Origin of the sequence: Phenylobacterium parvum (genome assembly GCF_003150835.1) — a bacterium.
GTDB classification, from domain to species: domain Bacteria; phylum Pseudomonadota; class Alphaproteobacteria; order Caulobacterales; family Caulobacteraceae; genus Phenylobacterium; species Phenylobacterium parvum.
On the sequence record NZ_CP029479.1, the window covers coordinates 2,446,956 to 2,463,415 of the forward strand.

Genomic DNA, 16,460 nt, shown 5'->3' on the forward strand with positions numbered 1-16,460 from the left:
TGGGGTCTGGAAAGGCGGTCGGGGGATCTATTCGATCACGCCCAGGACGTCGCTTTCCTTCATGATCAGCAGGTCCTGGCCGTCGACCTTGACCTCGGTGCCGGACCACTTGCCGAACAGGATGCGGTCGCCCTTCTTCAGGTCGAGGGGCTGCACCTTGCCAGAGTCATCACGGGCGCCGGGGCCGACGGCGATGACTTCGCCTTCCTGCGGCTTCTCCTTGGCGGTGTCGGGGATGATGATCCCGCCCTTGGTCTTCTGTTCTTCTTCGACGCGCTTCACGAGGACGCGGTCACCGAGGGGACGAAACGCCATGTCTTGGTCTCTCCATTTAGGACGAGTGTTGCTGGAACTCCCGGGGGCGGCGCCGCCTTTGGCAGCCGTCGCCTCCGAGTGCTAACGCGTCGGGGAGTTAGGGATGGGGACTGGCGGAGTCAAGCGCCGCGCCCCCCGAAAGGGCCCTCAGTTCCGGTTGGACCGGGGCGACGGCGGCGGCTAAGGTCCCCTTCAGCTGTGACGCCACAACAAGGAAACGCCCATGCGCCGCGCCCCCGTGATCGCCGCCCTGTCGGCCCTCGCCTTCGCCCTGCCCGCCGTGGCGGAGACCTGGACGCCCTATACCGAGCCGACCGACAAGGGGCTCCAGTGGTCCTTTGACCGCGACTATTCCTACCGCGACGCCGCCTCGGGCCGGATCGTGGTGATGACCGCCATCGGCAAGGTCGGCGCGACGCCCCGCATGGGCCCATCCGCCCCAGGCGCCGCCGATGGCGTGGGCTTTGTCTACGCCCTCGACTGCAAGGCCAGGAACCTGATCCCCATGGGCAGCTATTCGCCGAAGAAGCCGCTCGAGATCGCCTCTGGCTGGAGGGGCGAAGCCGCCAAGAAGGCGGACGGGTCCGACGATGCGGCCCTGATGCGCCAGGTCTGTTCCGCCGAGGGCGCGTACCCGACGAAATAGGGCCACCAGGACCCTTTCCCACGAACCGGGGCGGCCCGCCGGGGCCGCCCCTTTTCTTTGGGTCCTCAGCGCATGCCCACGGGAACCCGCTCGGCGTCGCGCTCGGCGCGGATCTTCATCTGCAGGTCGCCGTATTTCGCCAGCTCCATGCGGGCGATGGTGCGGTTGTGCACCTCGTCGGGCCCGTCGGCCAGGCGCAGGGTGCGCTGGCTGGCGTAGGCCTTGGCGAGGCCGAAGTCGCTGGTGACCCCGCCGCCGCCATGGGCCTGGATGGCGTCGTCGATGACCTTGATCGCCATGGTCGGCGCCTGGACCTTGATCATGGCGATCTCCATCCGGGCCACCTTGTTGCCTGCCTTGTCCATCATGTCCGCGGCCTTCAGGCAGAGCAGGCGGGTCATCTCGATGTCGATGCGGGCGCGGGCGATCCGCTCCTCCCAGACCGAGTGCTCGGAGATGTACTTGCCGAAGGCCTTCCGGGTCATGAGCCGCCGGCACATCTTCTCCAGGGCGACCTCCGCCGCGCCGATGGTGCGCATGCAGTGATGGATGCGGCCGGGGCCCAGCCGGGCCTGGCTGATCTCGAAGCCGCGCCCCTCGCCCAGCACGAGGGAGTCCTCCACCGGCACCCGGACATTCTCCAGCAGGACCTCGGCGTGGCCGTGCGGGGCGTCGTCGTAGCCGAACACCGGCAGCATGCGCAGGACCTTGATCCCGGGCGTATCCATGGGGACCAGCACCTGCGACTGCTGGGCGTGAAGGGCGGCCTCGGAATTGGTCTTGCCCATCACGATGGCGACCTTGCACCGGGGGTCGCCCACGCCCGAGGACCACCACTTGCGGCCATTGATGACATAGTGGTCGCCATCCCGGTCGATGCGGGTCTCGATGTTGGTGGCGTCCGAGGAGGCCACCAGGGGCTCGGTCATCAGGAAGGCCGAGCGGATCTCGCCGCGCATCAGGGGCGACAGCCAAAGGTCCTTCTGCTCGCGGGTCCCGAAGCGGTTCAGGACCTCCATGTTGCCGGTGTCCGGCGCCGAGCAGTTGAAGACCTCCGAGGCGAAGCCCACCCGCCCCATGATCTCGGCGATGGGGGCGTACTCGAGGTTCGACAGCTGGACGCCCTCGAAGACGAAGGTGTCGTCCACGTGCGGGTGGCCGGAGTCCGGCGGCATGAACATGTTCCAGAGCCCGGCGGCGCGGGCCCTGGCCTTCAGGTCCTCGACGACGGGGATGACCTTCCAGGGATCGCCCTCGGCCTGCTGGGCCTCATAGACGGGGACGGCGGGATGGATGTGCGCATCCATGAAGTCGCTGACGCGGCGGATGAGTTCCTTCTGGCGGGGGGAGTACTCGAAATCCATGACGGTCGACCTTCCTTGAGGCGCCCTCCGGGTCGCCGGGGGCTGCGCGCCCCGGAAGGTCCCGGCCCGGCCCCCGCGCGTCCTTGATCTGGCTCAAGCCAGGCTGGCCAATTCGTCCGGGGCGGGCCAGAAAAGGGGTATGGTCCCGGACTTTCCCCATCGCCCCCTCGCCAACGCCTTCGTCACCCTCGAGCCCCTGTCCGAGGCGCACAGGGAGCCCTTGAGGGCCGCCTGCGCCGCCGATCCCGAGATCTGGGAGACGCAGTATTCGCTCTCCCTCTACGGCGAGAACTTCGATCGGTTCTGGAACGGCAAGCGGATCGCGGACAGGGACTCAGGCGCGGCGCGTCATTTCGCAGTGATGTCGGACACGCGCTGCGTCGGCGTCACCGGCTTCCTGAAGATCGACCGGGCCAACGCCGCCCTCGAGATCGGCCTCACCTACTACGCCCCACAGGCGAGGGGCGGGCACGTCAATCCCTCCGCCAAGCGCCTCCTCCTGGAGGAAGCCTTCGCCGCCGGCTTTGTCCGGGTCCAGTTCCACGTCGATGAGATCAACGCCAGGTCCCGGGCGGCGGTGCTCAAGCTGGGGGCGACCTTCGAGGGCGTCCAGCGGTGGGACCGGGTCGTCTGGACAGGCCGGCGGCGCAGCACGGCCGTCTATTCCATCATCGCCCCGGACTGGCCCGCCGTACGCGAGGGGCTGGACCGCCGGCTCGCCGCCTTCGGGCCCGGGGCCTGAAGGCGGCGGCGCAGGATCAGCGGACTGGCGCGGTCCGGGTCTGGCTTTCGGCGAAGAAGACCTTTTCGGCGTTCTCGGCCACTTCCTGGGCGGTGTAGGGCCGGCCGGGCTGGAAGCCTTCGGTCTCCAGCATCTTGATCTCGCGTACCCCGCGGGAGGAGACGCCCAGCACCTTGCCGGTGTGGTCAGCGGCCAGGTCCGAGACCATGTAGAGCACGCCCGGCGCCACATTCTCCGGCAGGCTCAGCGGATCCGGCTCGCGGCCGGCCCGTCCGGGCAGGTCGGAGGTCATACGGGTGAAGGCGCCCGGCGCCAGGCCCATGACCCGGATGCCGTACTTGCGCCCCTCGATGGCCAGGACGCGCATGAAGCCATAGATGCCCGCCTTGGCCGCCCCATAGTTCGACTGGCCGAAGTTGCCGTAGAGGCCCGAGGTCGAGCTGGTCATGACGATGGTCCCGGGACGCCCGTTGTCCTTCAGCCACTTCCAGACCGGCATGGTGCAGCAGTAGGTGCCCTTCAGGTGCACCTTGACCACCAGGTCCCAGTCGGCCTCCGTCGTGTTGGCGAAGGTCTTGTCGCGCAGGATGCCCGCATTGCAGACCAGGATGTCGACCTGTCCAAAGGCGTCGAGGGCGGTCTTCAGGATGTTCTCCCCGCCCGCCAGGGTCGACACGTCGTCGCCATTGGCCACGGCGCGGCCGCCTTCGGCCAGGATGTCGTTGACCACCTTCTGCGCCGCGCTGACCGAGCCGTCGCCCGAGCCGTCGCGGGAACCGCCCAGGTCATTGACCACCACGGCGGCCCCTTCACGGGCGAAGAGCCGGGCATAGGCCTCTCCAAGCCCGCCGCCGGCGCCGGTGATGATGGCCACCTTTCCGTCCAGAAGTCCCATGGTGCGTCTCCCTAATGTTTTTCTGAAAGGCGCATCTTCCAACCGGTCCGGCGGGGAGTCGAGTCCGGGTCGGCGCCCTGCTTTCCGACTCCACAAGCGTCCCGGTTGGAGTAGGCTCCGCCGACAGCCGGCGCACCAGACGCTGGCGAAGGGGGGAAGCGCCGTGTCCGCAAATCTGCCAGCCGGCGAGGCCCACGGGCTGGGCGCCATCGTCGATTCCCCCATCGCCGCCGAACTGGCTGGCGACGGGCGCATGACCCGCGGGGCGGTCGCCTGGTCTTTCTTCGAGGGCGCCCGAAACCCCTATGTCGTCCTGGTCACCATCTACATCTTCGCGCCCTACATCGCCTCGGTGATGATCGGCGACCCGGTGAAGGGCCAGGCGGTGATCTCGCAGTGGAGCCAGTATTCGGGCTGGATCATCATGGCCACAGCGCCCTTCCTGGGGGCCTCCATCGACCAGCTCGGCGGCCGCAAGATCTGGCTGGGCCTGGTGGTCGCCGCCATGGTCCCGATGATGGCGGCTCTCTGGTGGGCCAGGCCGGACGGGTCGGGGCTGTCGGTCACCATGACCATGCTGCTCATCACCCTGATCGGGCTGGGGTTCGCCTTCTCGGAAGTCCTGCACAATTCCCTGCTGATCCGGGCGGCGGGCATGAAGGCGGCGCACAAGGCCTCTGGCCTGGCCCTCGCCCTGGGCAACGCCTTCTCCGTCCTGGCCCTGGGCTTCACCGCCTGGGCCTTCGCCCTGCCTGGCCGGGTCGACTGGGCCTGGGTGCCCAAGGCGCCGCTCTTCGGCCTGGACACCGCCGCCCACGAGCACGAGCGGATCGTCGTCCTCATGGCGGCGGGCATCTTCGCCATTGGCGCCCTGCCCCTCTTCCTCTTCACGCCAGACGCGCCGCGCACAGGAATTCCCGTCCTGCGGGCCTTCCGGAACGGGGCTCGCCAGCTCTGGGAGATGCTCGCCACCGTCCGCAACTACAGGGACGCCGCCATCTACCTCGCCAGCCGCATGGCCTTTGTCGACGGCATGAACGCCATCCTGATCTACGCCGGGGTCTACGCCGTGGGCGTGATGAAGTGGCAGGCCCTCGAGATGCTCTTCTACGGCATCCTCCTGTCCATCCTGGCCGTGCTCGGGGGTTTTGTCGGACGGTGGATGGACGCCGCCTTCGGCCCGAAGAACGCCCTCAGGATCGCGATCTTCATGTCGATCCTCGGCATTGTCGCCATGCTGGGCATGTCGCCGACCCGGATCCTCTACCTGTGGAGCTACGACCCCTCCGCGCATGCGCCGGTCTGGGACGGCCCCGTCTTCCGGACCCTGCCCGAGGTCATCTTCCTGCTGATCGGGTTCGTGAACGCCGTCTTCATCACGGCCCAGTACGCCTCGGCCCGGACCATGCTGACCCGCCTCACCCCGCCGGAAAAGACCGGGGCCTTCTTCGGGGTCTACGCCCTGTCCGGCGTCGCGACAGGATGGCTGGGGCCCATGATGGTGAACTTCGGGACCAACCTGACCAAGACCCAGCAGGGCGGATTCGCCACGGTGATCATCCTCCTCGTTGCAGGATTGGCGGGGCTGGGCTTCGTCCGGGGCGGCGGCAAGTCGATCGAGGCCTGACTTCAGGGAGGTCAGCCCCGATTACTGTTAACCATGTTTGTAAACCTAAGTTAAAGTCGACAGACCCTCGCGGCCCTTCTCACGTTTACTTTCCATTAAGCTCGATGAGCGAAGAGTAACCACGAGTGTACGGGGAAGCCGAAAGGCTCAGCCGGGGCGTGGGGACTCCCGCCCTCCCGTGTCACGGGAGAACAGAATGTCCAGGTTGCTCGCCAGGGTGCTCCGTGAGGAGGCATCCGCGCCCGTCTTCGAATATGGGGTCGTCGCCGCCCTGATCGCGGCCATGCTCCTTGCGGCGGCGAGCCTTTCGCCCGCCCGCCAGCCGGCGCCCAACATCCCGCCTGATCTCCGCGCCGCATCGCACTGATCCGCGACGTCGCCCCGTTGCGGCGACCCCGGCTTTGGCCCAAATGATCCCCCATGCGCCGGGGCGGCGCAGGTGGAGTGCTGACCATGGCCAATGACCTTCCTTCTGGGACCGACGACGCCGCAATTCCCGTGACCTGCCTGTGCGAGGGCGACCTCGCCGCCTGGCGACAGTCCGCCCCGCCCCTGGACGCCGGCCTCGCCGGGACCGAGTTCCGCGCCCGCCCGGGCCAGGCGGTCATCGTTCCGGGGCCTGACGGCAAGCCAGCCCGGGTGCTCCTGGGCCTCGGCGCCGCGCCCGGGGATGTCCTGTCCTTCCGGAACCTGGCCGGCCGACTTCCGGCGGGGACCTACCGCCTGGAGGCCGTCCCCGGCGGGCTCGACCCCACGGACGCCGCCATCGCCTTCGCCCTGGGCCTCTATCGGTTCGAGCGCTACCGCAAGCGCGAGTCCGCCCCGCCCCAGCTGGCCGTCCCGGGGGCCAACGCCGGCGAGGCCGAGGCCATCGCCGCCGCCTGCGCCCTGGCCCGGGATCTGGTCAACACGCCCGCCAACGACCTCGGCCCCGCCGAGCTGGAGACCGCCGCCCGCGACCTTGCGACCCGCTTTGGGGCCACGGTCGACGTGGTGACTGGCGAGGCCCTCCTGTCCCAGGGCTATCCCAGCGTCCACGCGGTCGGGCGCGCCGCTGCACCGGGGCGCGAGCCCCGCATGATCGAGGTCACCTGGGGCGAACCCGGCCACCCGGTCCTGGCCCTGGTGGGCAAGGGGGTGGTCTTCGACACCGGCGGCCTGGACCTCAAGCCCTCGGCCGGCATGCGGCTGATGAAGAAGGACATGGGCGGCGCCGCCCACGTCCTGGCCCTCGGCGCCCTGGTCATGCAGGCCCGCCTGCCGGTCCGCCTGGCCCTCCTCATCCCGGCCGTCGAGAACGCCGTCGGCGGGGCCGCCATGAGGCCCGGCGACGTCCTGGCCACGCGCAAGGGCCTGAGCGTCGAGGTCGGAAACACCGACGCCGAGGGACGGCTTATCCTGGCCGACGCCCTCACACGCGCGGGCGAGCTCTCGCCCGACCTGACCCTCGACATGGCCACCCTGACGGGTGCGGCGCGGGTCGCCCTGGGGCCGCAGCTGCCGCCCTTCTTCACCGATGACGAGGCCCTGGCCGCCGCCATCGAGGCGGGCGCCCGCAAGGCCTTTGATCCCGTCTGGCGCCTGCCCCTCTGGAAGGGCTACCTGCCGTCCCTGGACTCCGAGATCGCCGACCTGAAGAACGATCCCGACGCCTGGGCCCAGGCGGGAGCCATGACCGCCGCCCTCTTCCTGCAGAAGTTCGCCCCGGAAGGCGCCTGGGCGCACTTCGACGTCTTCGCCTGGAACCCGCGCAGCCAGCCGGGATCGCCGGCGGGAGGCGAGGTCCAGGCCATCCGGGGCCTCTACGCCATGCTGAAGGCGCGCTACGCGTGAGCTCCGACCCTCGCCTGACCCTGGCCCGGCCAGACCTCGCCTCCGAGGCCCTGGAGGGCTGGATACCGGCCGCCCGCTACGCCCGCCCCCGGCGGATGCAGGCGGCGGTCCCGTCGACGGCGATCCGCCGGGAGCCCCGGGCCGAAGCCGAGCAGCTGGACCAACTGTTGCTGGGCGAGAGGTTCGACGTCCTGGAGATCCGCGACGGCTTCGCCTGGGGCCAGTCGGTGCGCGACGGCTATGTCGGGCATGTCGCCTTCGGCGCCCTGGCGCCCGAGGGTCCACCGCCCACCCACCGGGTGCAGGTTGTGCTGAGCTATGGCTTCGACGGGCCCAGCATCAAGTCCCGTCCGACCGGCCCGATCTCCCTGAACAGCCTGGTCACGGTCACCGCGCGGGAGGGGCGCCTCGCCCTCTGCGACGCGGGGTTCTGGATGCCGGAAAGCCACCTCGCCCCTCTGGGCGATTTCTCAGGAGATCCTGCGGCGGTGGCCGAGGCCCACCTGGGCGCAGCCTATCTCTGGGGCGGACGCGAGGGCTGCGGGCTCGACTGCTCGGGCCTGGTCCAGCAGGCGCTCCTGGCCTGCGGGCGGGCCTGTCCGAGGGATTCCGACCTACAGCAGGCCCTGGGCGTACACGTCGATCCATCGGGCCTCGAGCGGGGAGACCTGGTCTTCTGGCGGGGGCATGTCGCCATGATGGTGGATGCGGTCCGGATGGTGCACGCCAACGCCCACCACATGGCCGTGGCCATCGAGCCGCTTGCCGAGGCGACGGACAGGATTGTCGCCGCGGGCGGCGGCGAGCCCGTCGCCTTCCGGCGACCGTTGGACAGGGCGCGACCGCAGGCCGGCTAGGCCGGCCCTGCGGGGATCAGGCCGCCGGCTTGGCGGCCGGAGCGGCGGCCGCAGGCGTAGCCGCCGGGGCGGCGCCAGCCGCAGCCGGGGCGGCGCCGGCGGCGGGAGCCGCAGCGTCGGCGGGCGCAGCCGCGGGAGCCGCAGCCGCCGGATTCGGCGCCGGCAGGGGCAGGGTGGCGCCCTGGGCGCGGAGATACGCGATCAGGTTGACGCGGTCCTCGGACTTCTTCAGGCCGACGAAGGACATCTTGGTGCCCGAGATGTACTTCGCAGGCGCCCGGAGGAACTCGTAGAGGTGCACGTCGTCCCAGACGCCCTGCTTGGCGCCGAACTCGGTCATCGCGGCGGAATAGGCGTAACCGGCGTGGGATCCGGGCTTGTGGCCGACAATGCCCCAGAGGTTGGGACCGGTCCCGTTGGCGCCGCCATTGGCGACGTTGTGGCAGGACTGGCACTTGGCGAAGACCGCCTCGCCAGCCTTCACGTCTGCCGCCGGCAGGACGGTCCCGAAGTCGGGAAGGACATCCGCCGCCGGCGCGTCGCCGCCGGCCTCCACGGCCGCCTCGATCAGGTAGCCGGGCTTCTCAGGCGCCGCGACGGTGAATAGCCCCGTGGTGACTTCCCGAAGGCCGACGATCGCCAGGACCGTCGCGAGCCCGGCGCCTGCGATCTTGTTGAAGGTCAGATTGCTCATCGTCCCGAAACCGATTCTTTCGGGACCGAAGCCCCGCCACCCAAAACCAGAAAGGCCGACTCAAGGCCCTGCGGAACCGGAGATTCCCGACCCCTTATTGCGTTCGCGTCTCTTACACGCTACCGGCGCTTGCGCAACCGGGCAGATGGCCCCGGGCCTCAGGTTCATGACGCCGATCCTCCTCATCCCCGCCCGAATGGCCGCCACCCGCCTGCCCGGAAAGCCCCTGGCGGACATTGGCGGCCTGCCGATGATCGTGCGGGTCCTGCGGCAGGCCGAGGCCGCCGGCATCGGCCCGGTGGCCGTGGCGGCGGGAGACGCAGAGATCGTCGAGGCGGTCGAGGCGGCCGGAGGGCGCGCTGTCCTGACCGACCCCGACCTGCCGTCCGGGTCAGACCGCATCCTGGCCGCCCTGGGGGCCCTGGACCCCGAAGGCCGCTTCGACGTGGTGATCAACCTGCAGGGCGACATCCCCTTCATCGCCCCAGAGGCGATCCGGGCCTGCGCCGGCCTCCTCGACCAGCGGCCGCATGCCGACATCTCGACTGTGATGGTCGCAGAGGCGGGGCCGGAGGACCGGACCAATCCGGACATGCCCAAGGTGGTTGCGTCCATGGACCCGGACGGACGATCCGGCCGGGCCCTCTATTTCACCCGCTCGGTCCTCTACGGCGATGGCCCGGTCTGGATCCACCATGGCATCTACGGCTACCGGCGCGCGGCGCTCGAGCGGTTCACCGCCGCCACGCCCTCGCCGCTGGAGCGCCGCGAGCGGCTTGAACAGCTGAGGGCCCTGGAGATGGGCATGACGATCTGGTCGGCCGTGCTGGACGAGGCGCCCGTCTCGGTGGACAACCCCGCCGACCTGGACCGCGCCCGCGCCCACGCCCGGCGCCTTGGAGCCCCCGCATGAGCCGCAACCGGATCGCCTTCCAGGGAGAGCTTGGGGCCAACAGCCACGAGGCCTGCCTGGCCGCCTTCCCGGACATGGAGCCGGTCCCCTGCGCCACCTTCGAGGAGGCCTTCGAGGCGGTACGCGCGGGCGAGTGCCGGCTGGGCATGATCCCGGTGGAGAACTCGATCGCCGGCCGCGTGGCCGACGTCCATCACCTCCTGCCGTCCTCCGGACTGCGGATCATCGGCGAGCACTTCAAGCCCATCCACTTCCAGCTGATGGCCAATCCCGGCGTGCGGGTCGAGGACCTGAAGTCGGTGGCCTCCATGCCCATCGCCTTCGCCCAGTGCCGCGGGACCATCGCCCGCCTGGGCCTGGCCCGGGAGCCGGTCAGCGACACCGCCCTGGCCGCCCGCCAGTTGTCCGAGCGGCCGGACCCGAACCGGGCGGCCATCGCCCCGGCCCTGGCCGCGCGCCTCTACGGCCTCGACATCCTGGAAAGGGACATCGAGGACACCCACAACAACACCACCCGCTTCCTGGTCATGACCGCGGACGCCGACGCCCCGGCGCCCGGGCCGGGCGTGAAGTGCGTGACCAGCTTCGTCTTCCGGGTCCGCAACCTGCCCGCCGCCCTCTACAAGGCGCTGGGCGGCTTTGCGACCAATGGCGTCAACATGACCAAGCTCGAGAGCTACATGGAGAACGCCGCCTTCACGGCGACCTTCTTCTACTCCGAGATCGACGGTCGGCCCGGGGACGAGGCCGTCGCCCGCGCCTTCGAGGAGCTGCAGTTCTTCTCCGAGCGCTTCGAGATCCTCGGGGTCTACCCCGCGGATCCTTACCGCGCCCAGGTCGGCTAGCCCGCCCGGCGGCGACAGGTCAGGGGTTTACGGAGACGCAGTTGCCCCCCTCCGTCCCACCTCCCTTGGGGGAGGAATGAGGAGGCAATTGCTCCCCCAAGGGGGAGCTGTCAGCGAAGCTGACTGAGGGGGTCAACGGCGCCTCAGCAGACCCCCTCCGGCCCGCTTCGCGGTCCACCTCCCCCTGATGGGGAGGAATTGGGGAGCCATTGCTCCCCCAAGGGGGAGCTCCCGGCGAAGCCGGGTGAGGGGGTCAACGGCGGCTCAGCAGACCCCCTCCGTCCCGCTTCGCGGTCCACCTCCCCCTGGGGGGAGGAATTACGGAGCTGATGGCCCCCCCAGTGGAAGCTCCGGGCGTAGGCCGGTGAGGCGGGCTCAGGCCTCCTCGGCCCAGGCGCGGATCAGCTGGTGGGCGATGGCCATACCGCCGGGGGCGAAGCTGCCCTTGATCTCGCCGGCCAGCAGGGCGCGGGCCTCGGCGCGGGTGTACCAGCGCACCTCGGACAACTCGGTCTGGTCCGGCTGGGCCTCATCGCCGTCCACCTCGGCGATCAGGCCGATCATCAGCGAGTTGGGGAAGGGCCAGGGCTGGGTGGAGTGATAGCGTACCGAGGTGGCCCTCAGCCCCGCCTCCTCGAACAGTTCCCGGGCGCAGGCCTCTTCGATTGTCTCGCCAGGCTCCAGGAAGCCCGCCAGGGCGGAGAACATACCGGCGGGCCAGATTTCCTGGCGGCCCAGCATGCAGCGGTCGCCATGCACGGCCAGCATGATGACCACCGGGTCCGTGCGGGGGAAATGCTCGGCGCTGCAGGAGGAACACTCGCGCTTCCAGCCGCCCTCGGTGGGGTGGGTGGCCTCGCCGCAGACCGAGCAGCGGCGATGCTTGCGGCGCCATTCGAAGACCCCCTTGGCGGTGCCGACAATGGCGATCTCGCCAGAAGGAAGGCTGGCGGCCAGGGCCCGCGCATCCTCGAACCGGCCCATCCCCTGCAGTGGGCCGTCAGTGGGGTCGGCGGGGCCTTCCAGGTCGACGGCGAACACCGCCGTGTCCTGCCAGAGCCCCATGAACAGGAGGCGCTCGGGACCGCCGGACAGGTCCTCGACCAGCCGGGAGGGAAGGTAGGCGATCTGCATCCCGCCCGAGCTGGACCGCTCCACCAGGGCCTTGCCGTTCCACAGGACCATGCCCAGGGACTGGTCGGAGGCGAGGCGTTCCGCCAGCCAGGCGGCGTCCTTGCGACGGTCGCTGGCGCGGTCGAGGGGATTGCCGGCGAAGGTGTTCTGGAAGGCGTTCAGAGGCATGAGTCGTCTTTTAGCCCACAGGCGCGGATCTGCACACGCTTGCATGCACGCCTCGGGACCGCGATATAGGGGGCGGAGATCGGCGACGGGCGGACGCCTCGCCAACCCGGTCAGGTCCGGAAGGAAGCAGCCGTAACGAGTCCCGTTCCGGGTCGTTGTCCGGTCTCCACCCAGCCCAAATGGCGACCATGGCCGACGAAGACCTCACGCCCGAACCCGATGCGCCGGAGCGTGATCCCGACACCGCGGACATGTTCGGCGATCCTGCGCCCGCCCCGGCGCCTGTGTCTTCGGCGGCGCCTGCACCCGGGACTGCACCGACCGGCAACGCCGCCTACACCGTCATCGCCCGCAAGTACCGGCCCCGCACCTTCGAGGACCTCTATGGCCAGGAGGCCATGGTCCGGACCCTGCGCAACGCCTTCGCCGCCGGGCGGATCGCCCACGCCTTCATGCTCACCGGCGTACGTGGGGTGGGCAAGACCACCACGGCCCGGCTGTTGGCCCGGGCCCTGAACTTCCAGACGGACTCCATCGACGCCCCCAGCCTGGACCTGTCCATCGAGGGCCGGCACTGCCGCGCCATCATCGAGGGCCGGCACATGGACGTGCTGGAGCTGGACGCCGCCAGTCGGACCGGCGTGGGCGACATGCGCGACCTGCTCGACGGGGTGCGCTACGCCCCGGTGGAGGCCCGCTACAAGGTCTACATCATCGACGAAGTGCACATGCTCTCCACGGGAGCCTTCAACGCCCTGCTGAAGACCCTCGAGGAGCCCCCGCCGCACGCCAAGTTCATCTTCGCCACCACCGAGATCCGCAAGGTGCCGGTGACCATCCTCTCCCGCTGCCAGAGGTTCGACCTGCGCCGGGTGGAGCCCGCCGACCTCATCGGCAACCTGCAGATGATCCTGGAGGCCGAAGGGGTGCGGGTCGAGGCCGAGGGCCTGACCCTGATCGCCCGGGCTGCTGAAGGCTCGGTGCGCGACGCCCAGTCCCTGCTGGACCAGGCCATCGTCCAGGCCGAGCCCGGCCAGACCGTCCCCGCCGCCCTGATCCGCGACATGCTGGGCCTGGCCGACCGGGCCGGGACCCTGGACCTGTTCGAATTCATCCTGAAGGGCGACCCCGGCGGCACCGTCAGCGCCTTCCGCCAGCTCTACGCCCTGGGCGCCGATCCCGCCCAGGTGGTGCTCGACCTCATGGAGCACGTTCACGGCGCCTCGGTCGCCCGGGCGGTCGGCCCGCAGGCCCTGGCCCTGCCCAAGGACCAGTCGGCCCGCCTCGCCTCGGCCGGAGCCGCGGTGTCGGCGCCTATCCTGGCCCGCCTCTGGCAGATGCTCCTGCGCGCCCACGAGGAGGTCGGGCGGGCGCCGGACCCGGCGGCGGCCACGGACATGGCCCTGATCCGCCTGGCGCACGCCGCGGACCTTCCCGGGCCCGAGGAAGCCCTCAAGCTGCTGCGGAACGGCGACACGCCGGCCTCCGGCCCCTCGGGCGGAAGCGGGTCCGGCGGCGGATCGGCCCCCGGCGGGGCGGCGAGGGCCCTCTCGCCCCAGGCCGCCCTGCAGTCGGCGCCCCAGGCCGAGGCCCGCCAGGCGCCCGTCCTGCAGTCCTTCGAGGACCTCGTCGCCCTGATCGACGCCGAGCGCGACATCGCCCTGAAGCTGGACGTCGAACGCTTCGTCCGGCCCGTCAGCTTCCGCCCCGGCGTGCTGGAGTTCGAGCCCGCGCCCGGCGCGCCCGCCAACCTCGCCCAGCGCCTGGTGGGCCGCCTCAAGGCCTGGACCGGCCAGCCCTGGCTGGTGGCGGCCCAGGGCGGCGGCGGGGCGGAGAGTTTGTGGGAGCGCCAGACCCGTGAAGCCCGCGAGACCCGCGCCGAGATCGCCCAGGACCCCTTCGTGCTTTCCGTGATCGAGGCCTTCCCCGGCGCCGAGGTCGTCCAGATCCGCCACCTGCCCCCGCCCGAACCCGTCTTGGTCGACGACCTGGGCGAAGAGGCGGTGGAGGACTAGCCCCCGCCGCCAGAAGGGGGACAGCCGGCGATTTCGGGAACAAACCGCAGCCGCATTCCGCCCACCTCGACATCCTGCACCGGAATCTGGGGCGGCGTGACGCGGACCTCGCCCGCCCGGAAACGCCTGTCGTCCACGAGGCAGGGCGCGCTCAGTTCGCCCAACAGGCGCCAACCCGAATCCTCCCGGATCCAGGCGAGAACGGTAATGCCGCTCTTCAGCAGGACCTCGGCGGAGCCGTCGCCCGTGATGTCGAGGCTCAGGGCCATGCAGTCTGCGCCCGGTGTGCAGTTCACCGTCGCCGGACTGGTGAGGAAGTCCGCAGGGATCGGCGCCCCGCCGATGGGCGTGACCACCGGAGGCGCCAGCCTCAGGTCGTTCCGGGACTTGGTCGCCAGGGCCTCCGAGGCCCGGCGCCGGATCTCGGCGTCGCGCGGACTGTCCCCAGGTCGGGACGCAAGCTCCCGAAGGGCGGCGCGACCGGGCTCGCCGGTGTCGAACCTCAGTTGCCCGTAGTCGAATCGATCCACCGTGACCTTCCCCGTATTCAGGCGTCGCACCTGGTCCAGGACCGACAGCCGATCAGGATCCCCGACGGGGCTCAGGGTGAAGAGCGAGGCCACGAGGGCCGCCAGCACGCCGGTGAGGTTGGCCTTGCCGAAGGCTTCGAGCCAGGATCGGCGGGACAAGGCCGCCAGGGCGTGGCCGCCGGCGAAGACCGCCAGGGTCACAATGCAGGCCAGGGCCCGGACCCGGTCCGGCGTCAGGCCGTGCTGGCCGATCCGCAGGAAGACGCCGACGGCGGCGATGACGATCAGCGGAACCATCAGGAGGCCGGCAAGACGCGCGGCCATGCGCAGGACGCGCGGAATCTTGGCGATGTTCGTCGCGTCCTGCACGGCGGCGTTGGACAGGATGATCAGGCCGACGCAGGCGGCCATGAGCACGGCGGCTGCAAACTGGGTGCCCCAGAGGGGCTCCAGTCCCGTGAAGGGCAGGGATCCCAGGAAGGCGAGGATCAGCAGGGTCATCAGGGGCAGGAGCCAGGCCAGGAGACCCAGGCCCAGGGCCCGGGCGCCTTCGGCCAGGTCCGCCCGGGTCGCCGTGAAATGGACGCCAAGGGCGAAGGCGAGCCAGGTTGCCGGCCACAGGACGATAGGACGGAAGAGGAACTGGCCCACCTGCTTCAGTCCGATCACCTCGAACAGGCCTCCCGCAAGGCCAAGGAGGCCGACCAGGGCCCCGGCGAGGGCGGCGGACAGAGCGACCCGGAAGCCATCGGTCCAGGCGATGGTGAAGTGGCGCGGCCAGGGATTGCCCCGGCCGGCGCCTTCCCGGGCGCGGACCAGGACATGGCCCATGGCCAGGATCAGGCAGGTCAGGAACAGGACGGAGCCTTCCGGAACCGGCGGAACGATCCGGCCCGCACCTTCCTCCCAGGCCGTCCTGCCGAGGCCGCCCAGGAGGACCACGCCGCCGGCCGCCAGGACCCAGAGGGACAGCGTCCGCCAACGCAGGGCGCCATAGGCGCCCAGGAGGACCACGGGCAGGGTCGCGGAGGCCAGGGCCAGGACGCCCCGCAGGACCTTCAGGTCTTCGCCGGCCGGGGTCCAGCGGGCCACAGCCCAGGCGGCGATCCCGCCCGTCAGTCCGATGGCGGCGCGCACGAGAAGGTCGCGGAGTTCGGTAGCGTGGGGGCGTGAGGTGCGGGCCATGGGGGCTTCCTGTCCCGAGGGGCGGGCTTGGACAGAATCACCCCGGGAGGTGCACCCTGCAACATCCTTTGCGACAGAATGGAGGCCCGGGCCTTGGCCGCATCCGCCGGACCCGAGATCGAACGGCTGATCAGCCTCCTGTCCCGCCTGCCGGGACTGGGGCCCCGTTCCGCACGCCGGGCCGCCCTGACCCTCCTCAAGCGTCGGGAACAGTTGATGACGCCCCTGGCCGAGGCCCTGGCCGACGCCGCAGCCAAGGTCCGGGCCTGCAACACCTGCGGCGCCCTCGACACCCGGGACCCCTGCACGGTCTGCTCGGACGGCTCGCGGGACGCCGGCCTCATCTGCGTGGTCGAGGAGGCCGGCGCCCTCTGGGCCCTCGAGCGGGCGGGCGCCTTCCGGGGTCGCTACCATGTGCTGGGCGGCCTGCTCTCGGCCCTGGACGGCGTCGGGCCGGACGACCTGCGCATCACTGGCCTGCTCGCCCGGGTCGCCGCCGGGGGCGTGCGCGAGGTCATCCTCGCCCTGCCGGCCACCGTCGACGGCCAGACCACCGCCCACTACCTGGCCGAAAGGCTCTCCGGGGGCGGCGCAGAGGTCACCCTCCTCGCCCGGGGCGTGCCCGTGGGCGGCGAGCTCGACTGGCTGGACGATGGCACCCTGACCCAGGCCCTGCGCGCCCGCCGACCCGCCTGAC

The 16,460-nt window shown here is 70.6% G+C and carries 16 protein-coding genes and 1 other RNA gene; 11 read left to right on the forward strand and 6 right to left on the reverse strand.

Annotated features, from left to right (window positions below; genetic code table 11):
- Positions 1–27: 27 nt before the first annotated feature.
- Positions 28–315, reverse strand: coding sequence for a co-chaperone GroES (groES, locus tag HYN04_RS11425; protein WP_110450874.1), 288 nt, complete (start codon positions 313–315; stop codon positions 28–30).
- Between the two features lie 223 nt (positions 316–538).
- Between groES and HYN04_RS11430 the strand changes: the two genes are divergently transcribed.
- Positions 539–961 (forward strand): hypothetical protein, encoded by a 423-nt coding sequence (locus HYN04_RS11430; RefSeq protein WP_110450875.1) that lies wholly within the window; start codon positions 539–541, stop codon positions 959–961.
- Between the two features lie 65 nt (positions 962–1,026).
- Here the strand turns inward: HYN04_RS11430 and HYN04_RS11435 are convergent, their stop codons facing one another.
- A complete protein-coding gene (locus HYN04_RS11435) occupies positions 1,027–2,325 on the reverse strand; it encodes an acyl-CoA dehydrogenase family protein (RefSeq protein WP_110450876.1) in 1,299 nt (432 codons plus the stop codon).
- Positions 2,326–2,464: 139 nt separating this feature from the next.
- On the opposite strand from HYN04_RS11435, the gene HYN04_RS11440 reads away from it, so the two are divergent.
- Positions 2,465–3,067, forward strand: a complete 603-nt coding sequence (locus tag HYN04_RS11440) for a GNAT family N-acetyltransferase (RefSeq protein ID WP_110450877.1) — start codon at positions 2,465–2,467, stop codon at positions 3,065–3,067.
- Positions 3,068–3,083: 16 nt separating this feature from the next.
- Here the strand turns inward: HYN04_RS11440 and HYN04_RS11445 are convergent, their stop codons facing one another.
- Positions 3,084–3,962 carry an SDR family NAD(P)-dependent oxidoreductase gene (locus HYN04_RS11445; protein WP_110450878.1) on the reverse strand — a complete coding sequence of 293 codons (879 nt, stop codon included), beginning with the start codon at positions 3,960–3,962 and terminating at the stop codon, positions 3,084–3,086.
- 163 nt (positions 3,963–4,125) lie between these two features.
- Here HYN04_RS11445 and HYN04_RS11450 point away from each other — a divergent pair, with 163 nt between their 5' ends.
- The 4 genes from HYN04_RS11450 (at position 4,126) to HYN04_RS11460 (ending at position 8,279) form a co-directional block, all read left to right on the forward strand.
- On the forward strand, positions 4,126–5,589 hold the full coding sequence (locus HYN04_RS11450; RefSeq protein ID WP_241962617.1) for an MFS transporter: 1,464 nt from the start codon (positions 4,126–4,128) through the stop codon (positions 5,587–5,589).
- Positions 5,590–5,785: 196 nt separating this feature from the next.
- Complete coding sequence (locus tag HYN04_RS13520) at positions 5,786–5,956, forward strand: hypothetical protein (protein WP_162599640.1); 171 nt, start codon at positions 5,786–5,788, stop codon at positions 5,954–5,956.
- A gap of 86 nt (positions 5,957–6,042) precedes the next feature.
- The gene (locus HYN04_RS11455) at positions 6,043–7,422 is read left to right on the forward strand and encodes a leucyl aminopeptidase family protein (protein WP_110450879.1); all 1,380 of its coding nucleotides are present in this window, start codon (positions 6,043–6,045) and stop codon (positions 7,420–7,422) included.
- Entirely contained in the window at positions 7,419–8,279 is an 861-nt protein-coding gene (locus tag HYN04_RS11460) for a C40 family peptidase (RefSeq protein WP_110450880.1), read from the forward strand. The genes HYN04_RS11455 and HYN04_RS11460 overlap by 4 nt, the downstream gene beginning before the upstream one ends.
- A 16-nt stretch (positions 8,280–8,295) precedes the next feature.
- On the opposite strand, the gene HYN04_RS11465 is transcribed toward HYN04_RS11460, so the two are convergent.
- Positions 8,296–8,973 carry a c-type cytochrome gene (locus HYN04_RS11465; RefSeq protein ID WP_110450881.1) on the reverse strand — a complete coding sequence of 226 codons (678 nt, stop codon included), beginning with the start codon at positions 8,971–8,973 and terminating at the stop codon, positions 8,296–8,298.
- Between the two features lie 166 nt (positions 8,974–9,139).
- Between HYN04_RS11465 and HYN04_RS11470 the strand changes: the two genes are divergently transcribed.
- Both HYN04_RS11470 and HYN04_RS11475 read left to right on the forward strand, forming a co-directional pair.
- On the forward strand, positions 9,140–9,886 hold the full coding sequence (locus HYN04_RS11470; protein WP_110451411.1) for a 3-deoxy-manno-octulosonate cytidylyltransferase: 747 nt from the start codon (positions 9,140–9,142) through the stop codon (positions 9,884–9,886).
- Complete coding sequence (locus tag HYN04_RS11475; RefSeq protein ID WP_110450882.1) at positions 9,883–10,731, forward strand: prephenate dehydratase; 849 nt, start codon at positions 9,883–9,885, stop codon at positions 10,729–10,731. The genes HYN04_RS11470 and HYN04_RS11475 overlap by 4 nt, the downstream gene beginning before the upstream one ends.
- A gap of 375 nt (positions 10,732–11,106) precedes the next feature.
- On the opposite strand, the gene nudC is transcribed toward HYN04_RS11475, so the two are convergent.
- Positions 11,107–12,033, reverse strand: a complete 927-nt coding sequence (nudC, locus tag HYN04_RS11480) for an NAD(+) diphosphatase (protein ID WP_110450883.1) — start codon at positions 12,031–12,033, stop codon at positions 11,107–11,109.
- A 73-nt stretch (positions 12,034–12,106) separates the two neighbouring features.
- Here nudC and ffs point away from each other — a divergent pair.
- Both ffs and HYN04_RS11490 read left to right on the forward strand, forming a co-directional pair.
- Positions 12,107–12,205: signal recognition particle sRNA small type (gene ffs / locus HYN04_RS11485), an RNA gene on the forward strand.
- A 16-nt stretch (positions 12,206–12,221) separates the two neighbouring features.
- Complete coding sequence (locus tag HYN04_RS11490) at positions 12,222–14,048, forward strand: DNA polymerase III subunit gamma/tau (protein WP_110451412.1); 1,827 nt, start codon at positions 12,222–12,224, stop codon at positions 14,046–14,048.
- Here HYN04_RS11490 and HYN04_RS11495 read toward each other — a convergent pair.
- Positions 14,045–15,763, reverse strand: a complete 1,719-nt coding sequence (locus HYN04_RS11495) for a DUF4153 domain-containing protein (RefSeq protein ID WP_110450884.1) — start codon at positions 15,761–15,763, stop codon at positions 14,045–14,047. The genes HYN04_RS11490 and HYN04_RS11495 overlap by 4 nt on opposite strands.
- Before the next feature lie 93 nt (positions 15,764–15,856).
- Between HYN04_RS11495 and recR the strand changes: the two genes are divergently transcribed.
- Positions 15,857–16,459: a recombination mediator RecR gene (gene recR / locus HYN04_RS11500; protein ID WP_110451413.1), complete on the forward strand. Its 603-nt coding sequence runs from the start codon at positions 15,857–15,859 to the stop codon at positions 16,457–16,459.
- Position 16,460 lies beyond the last annotated feature (1 nt).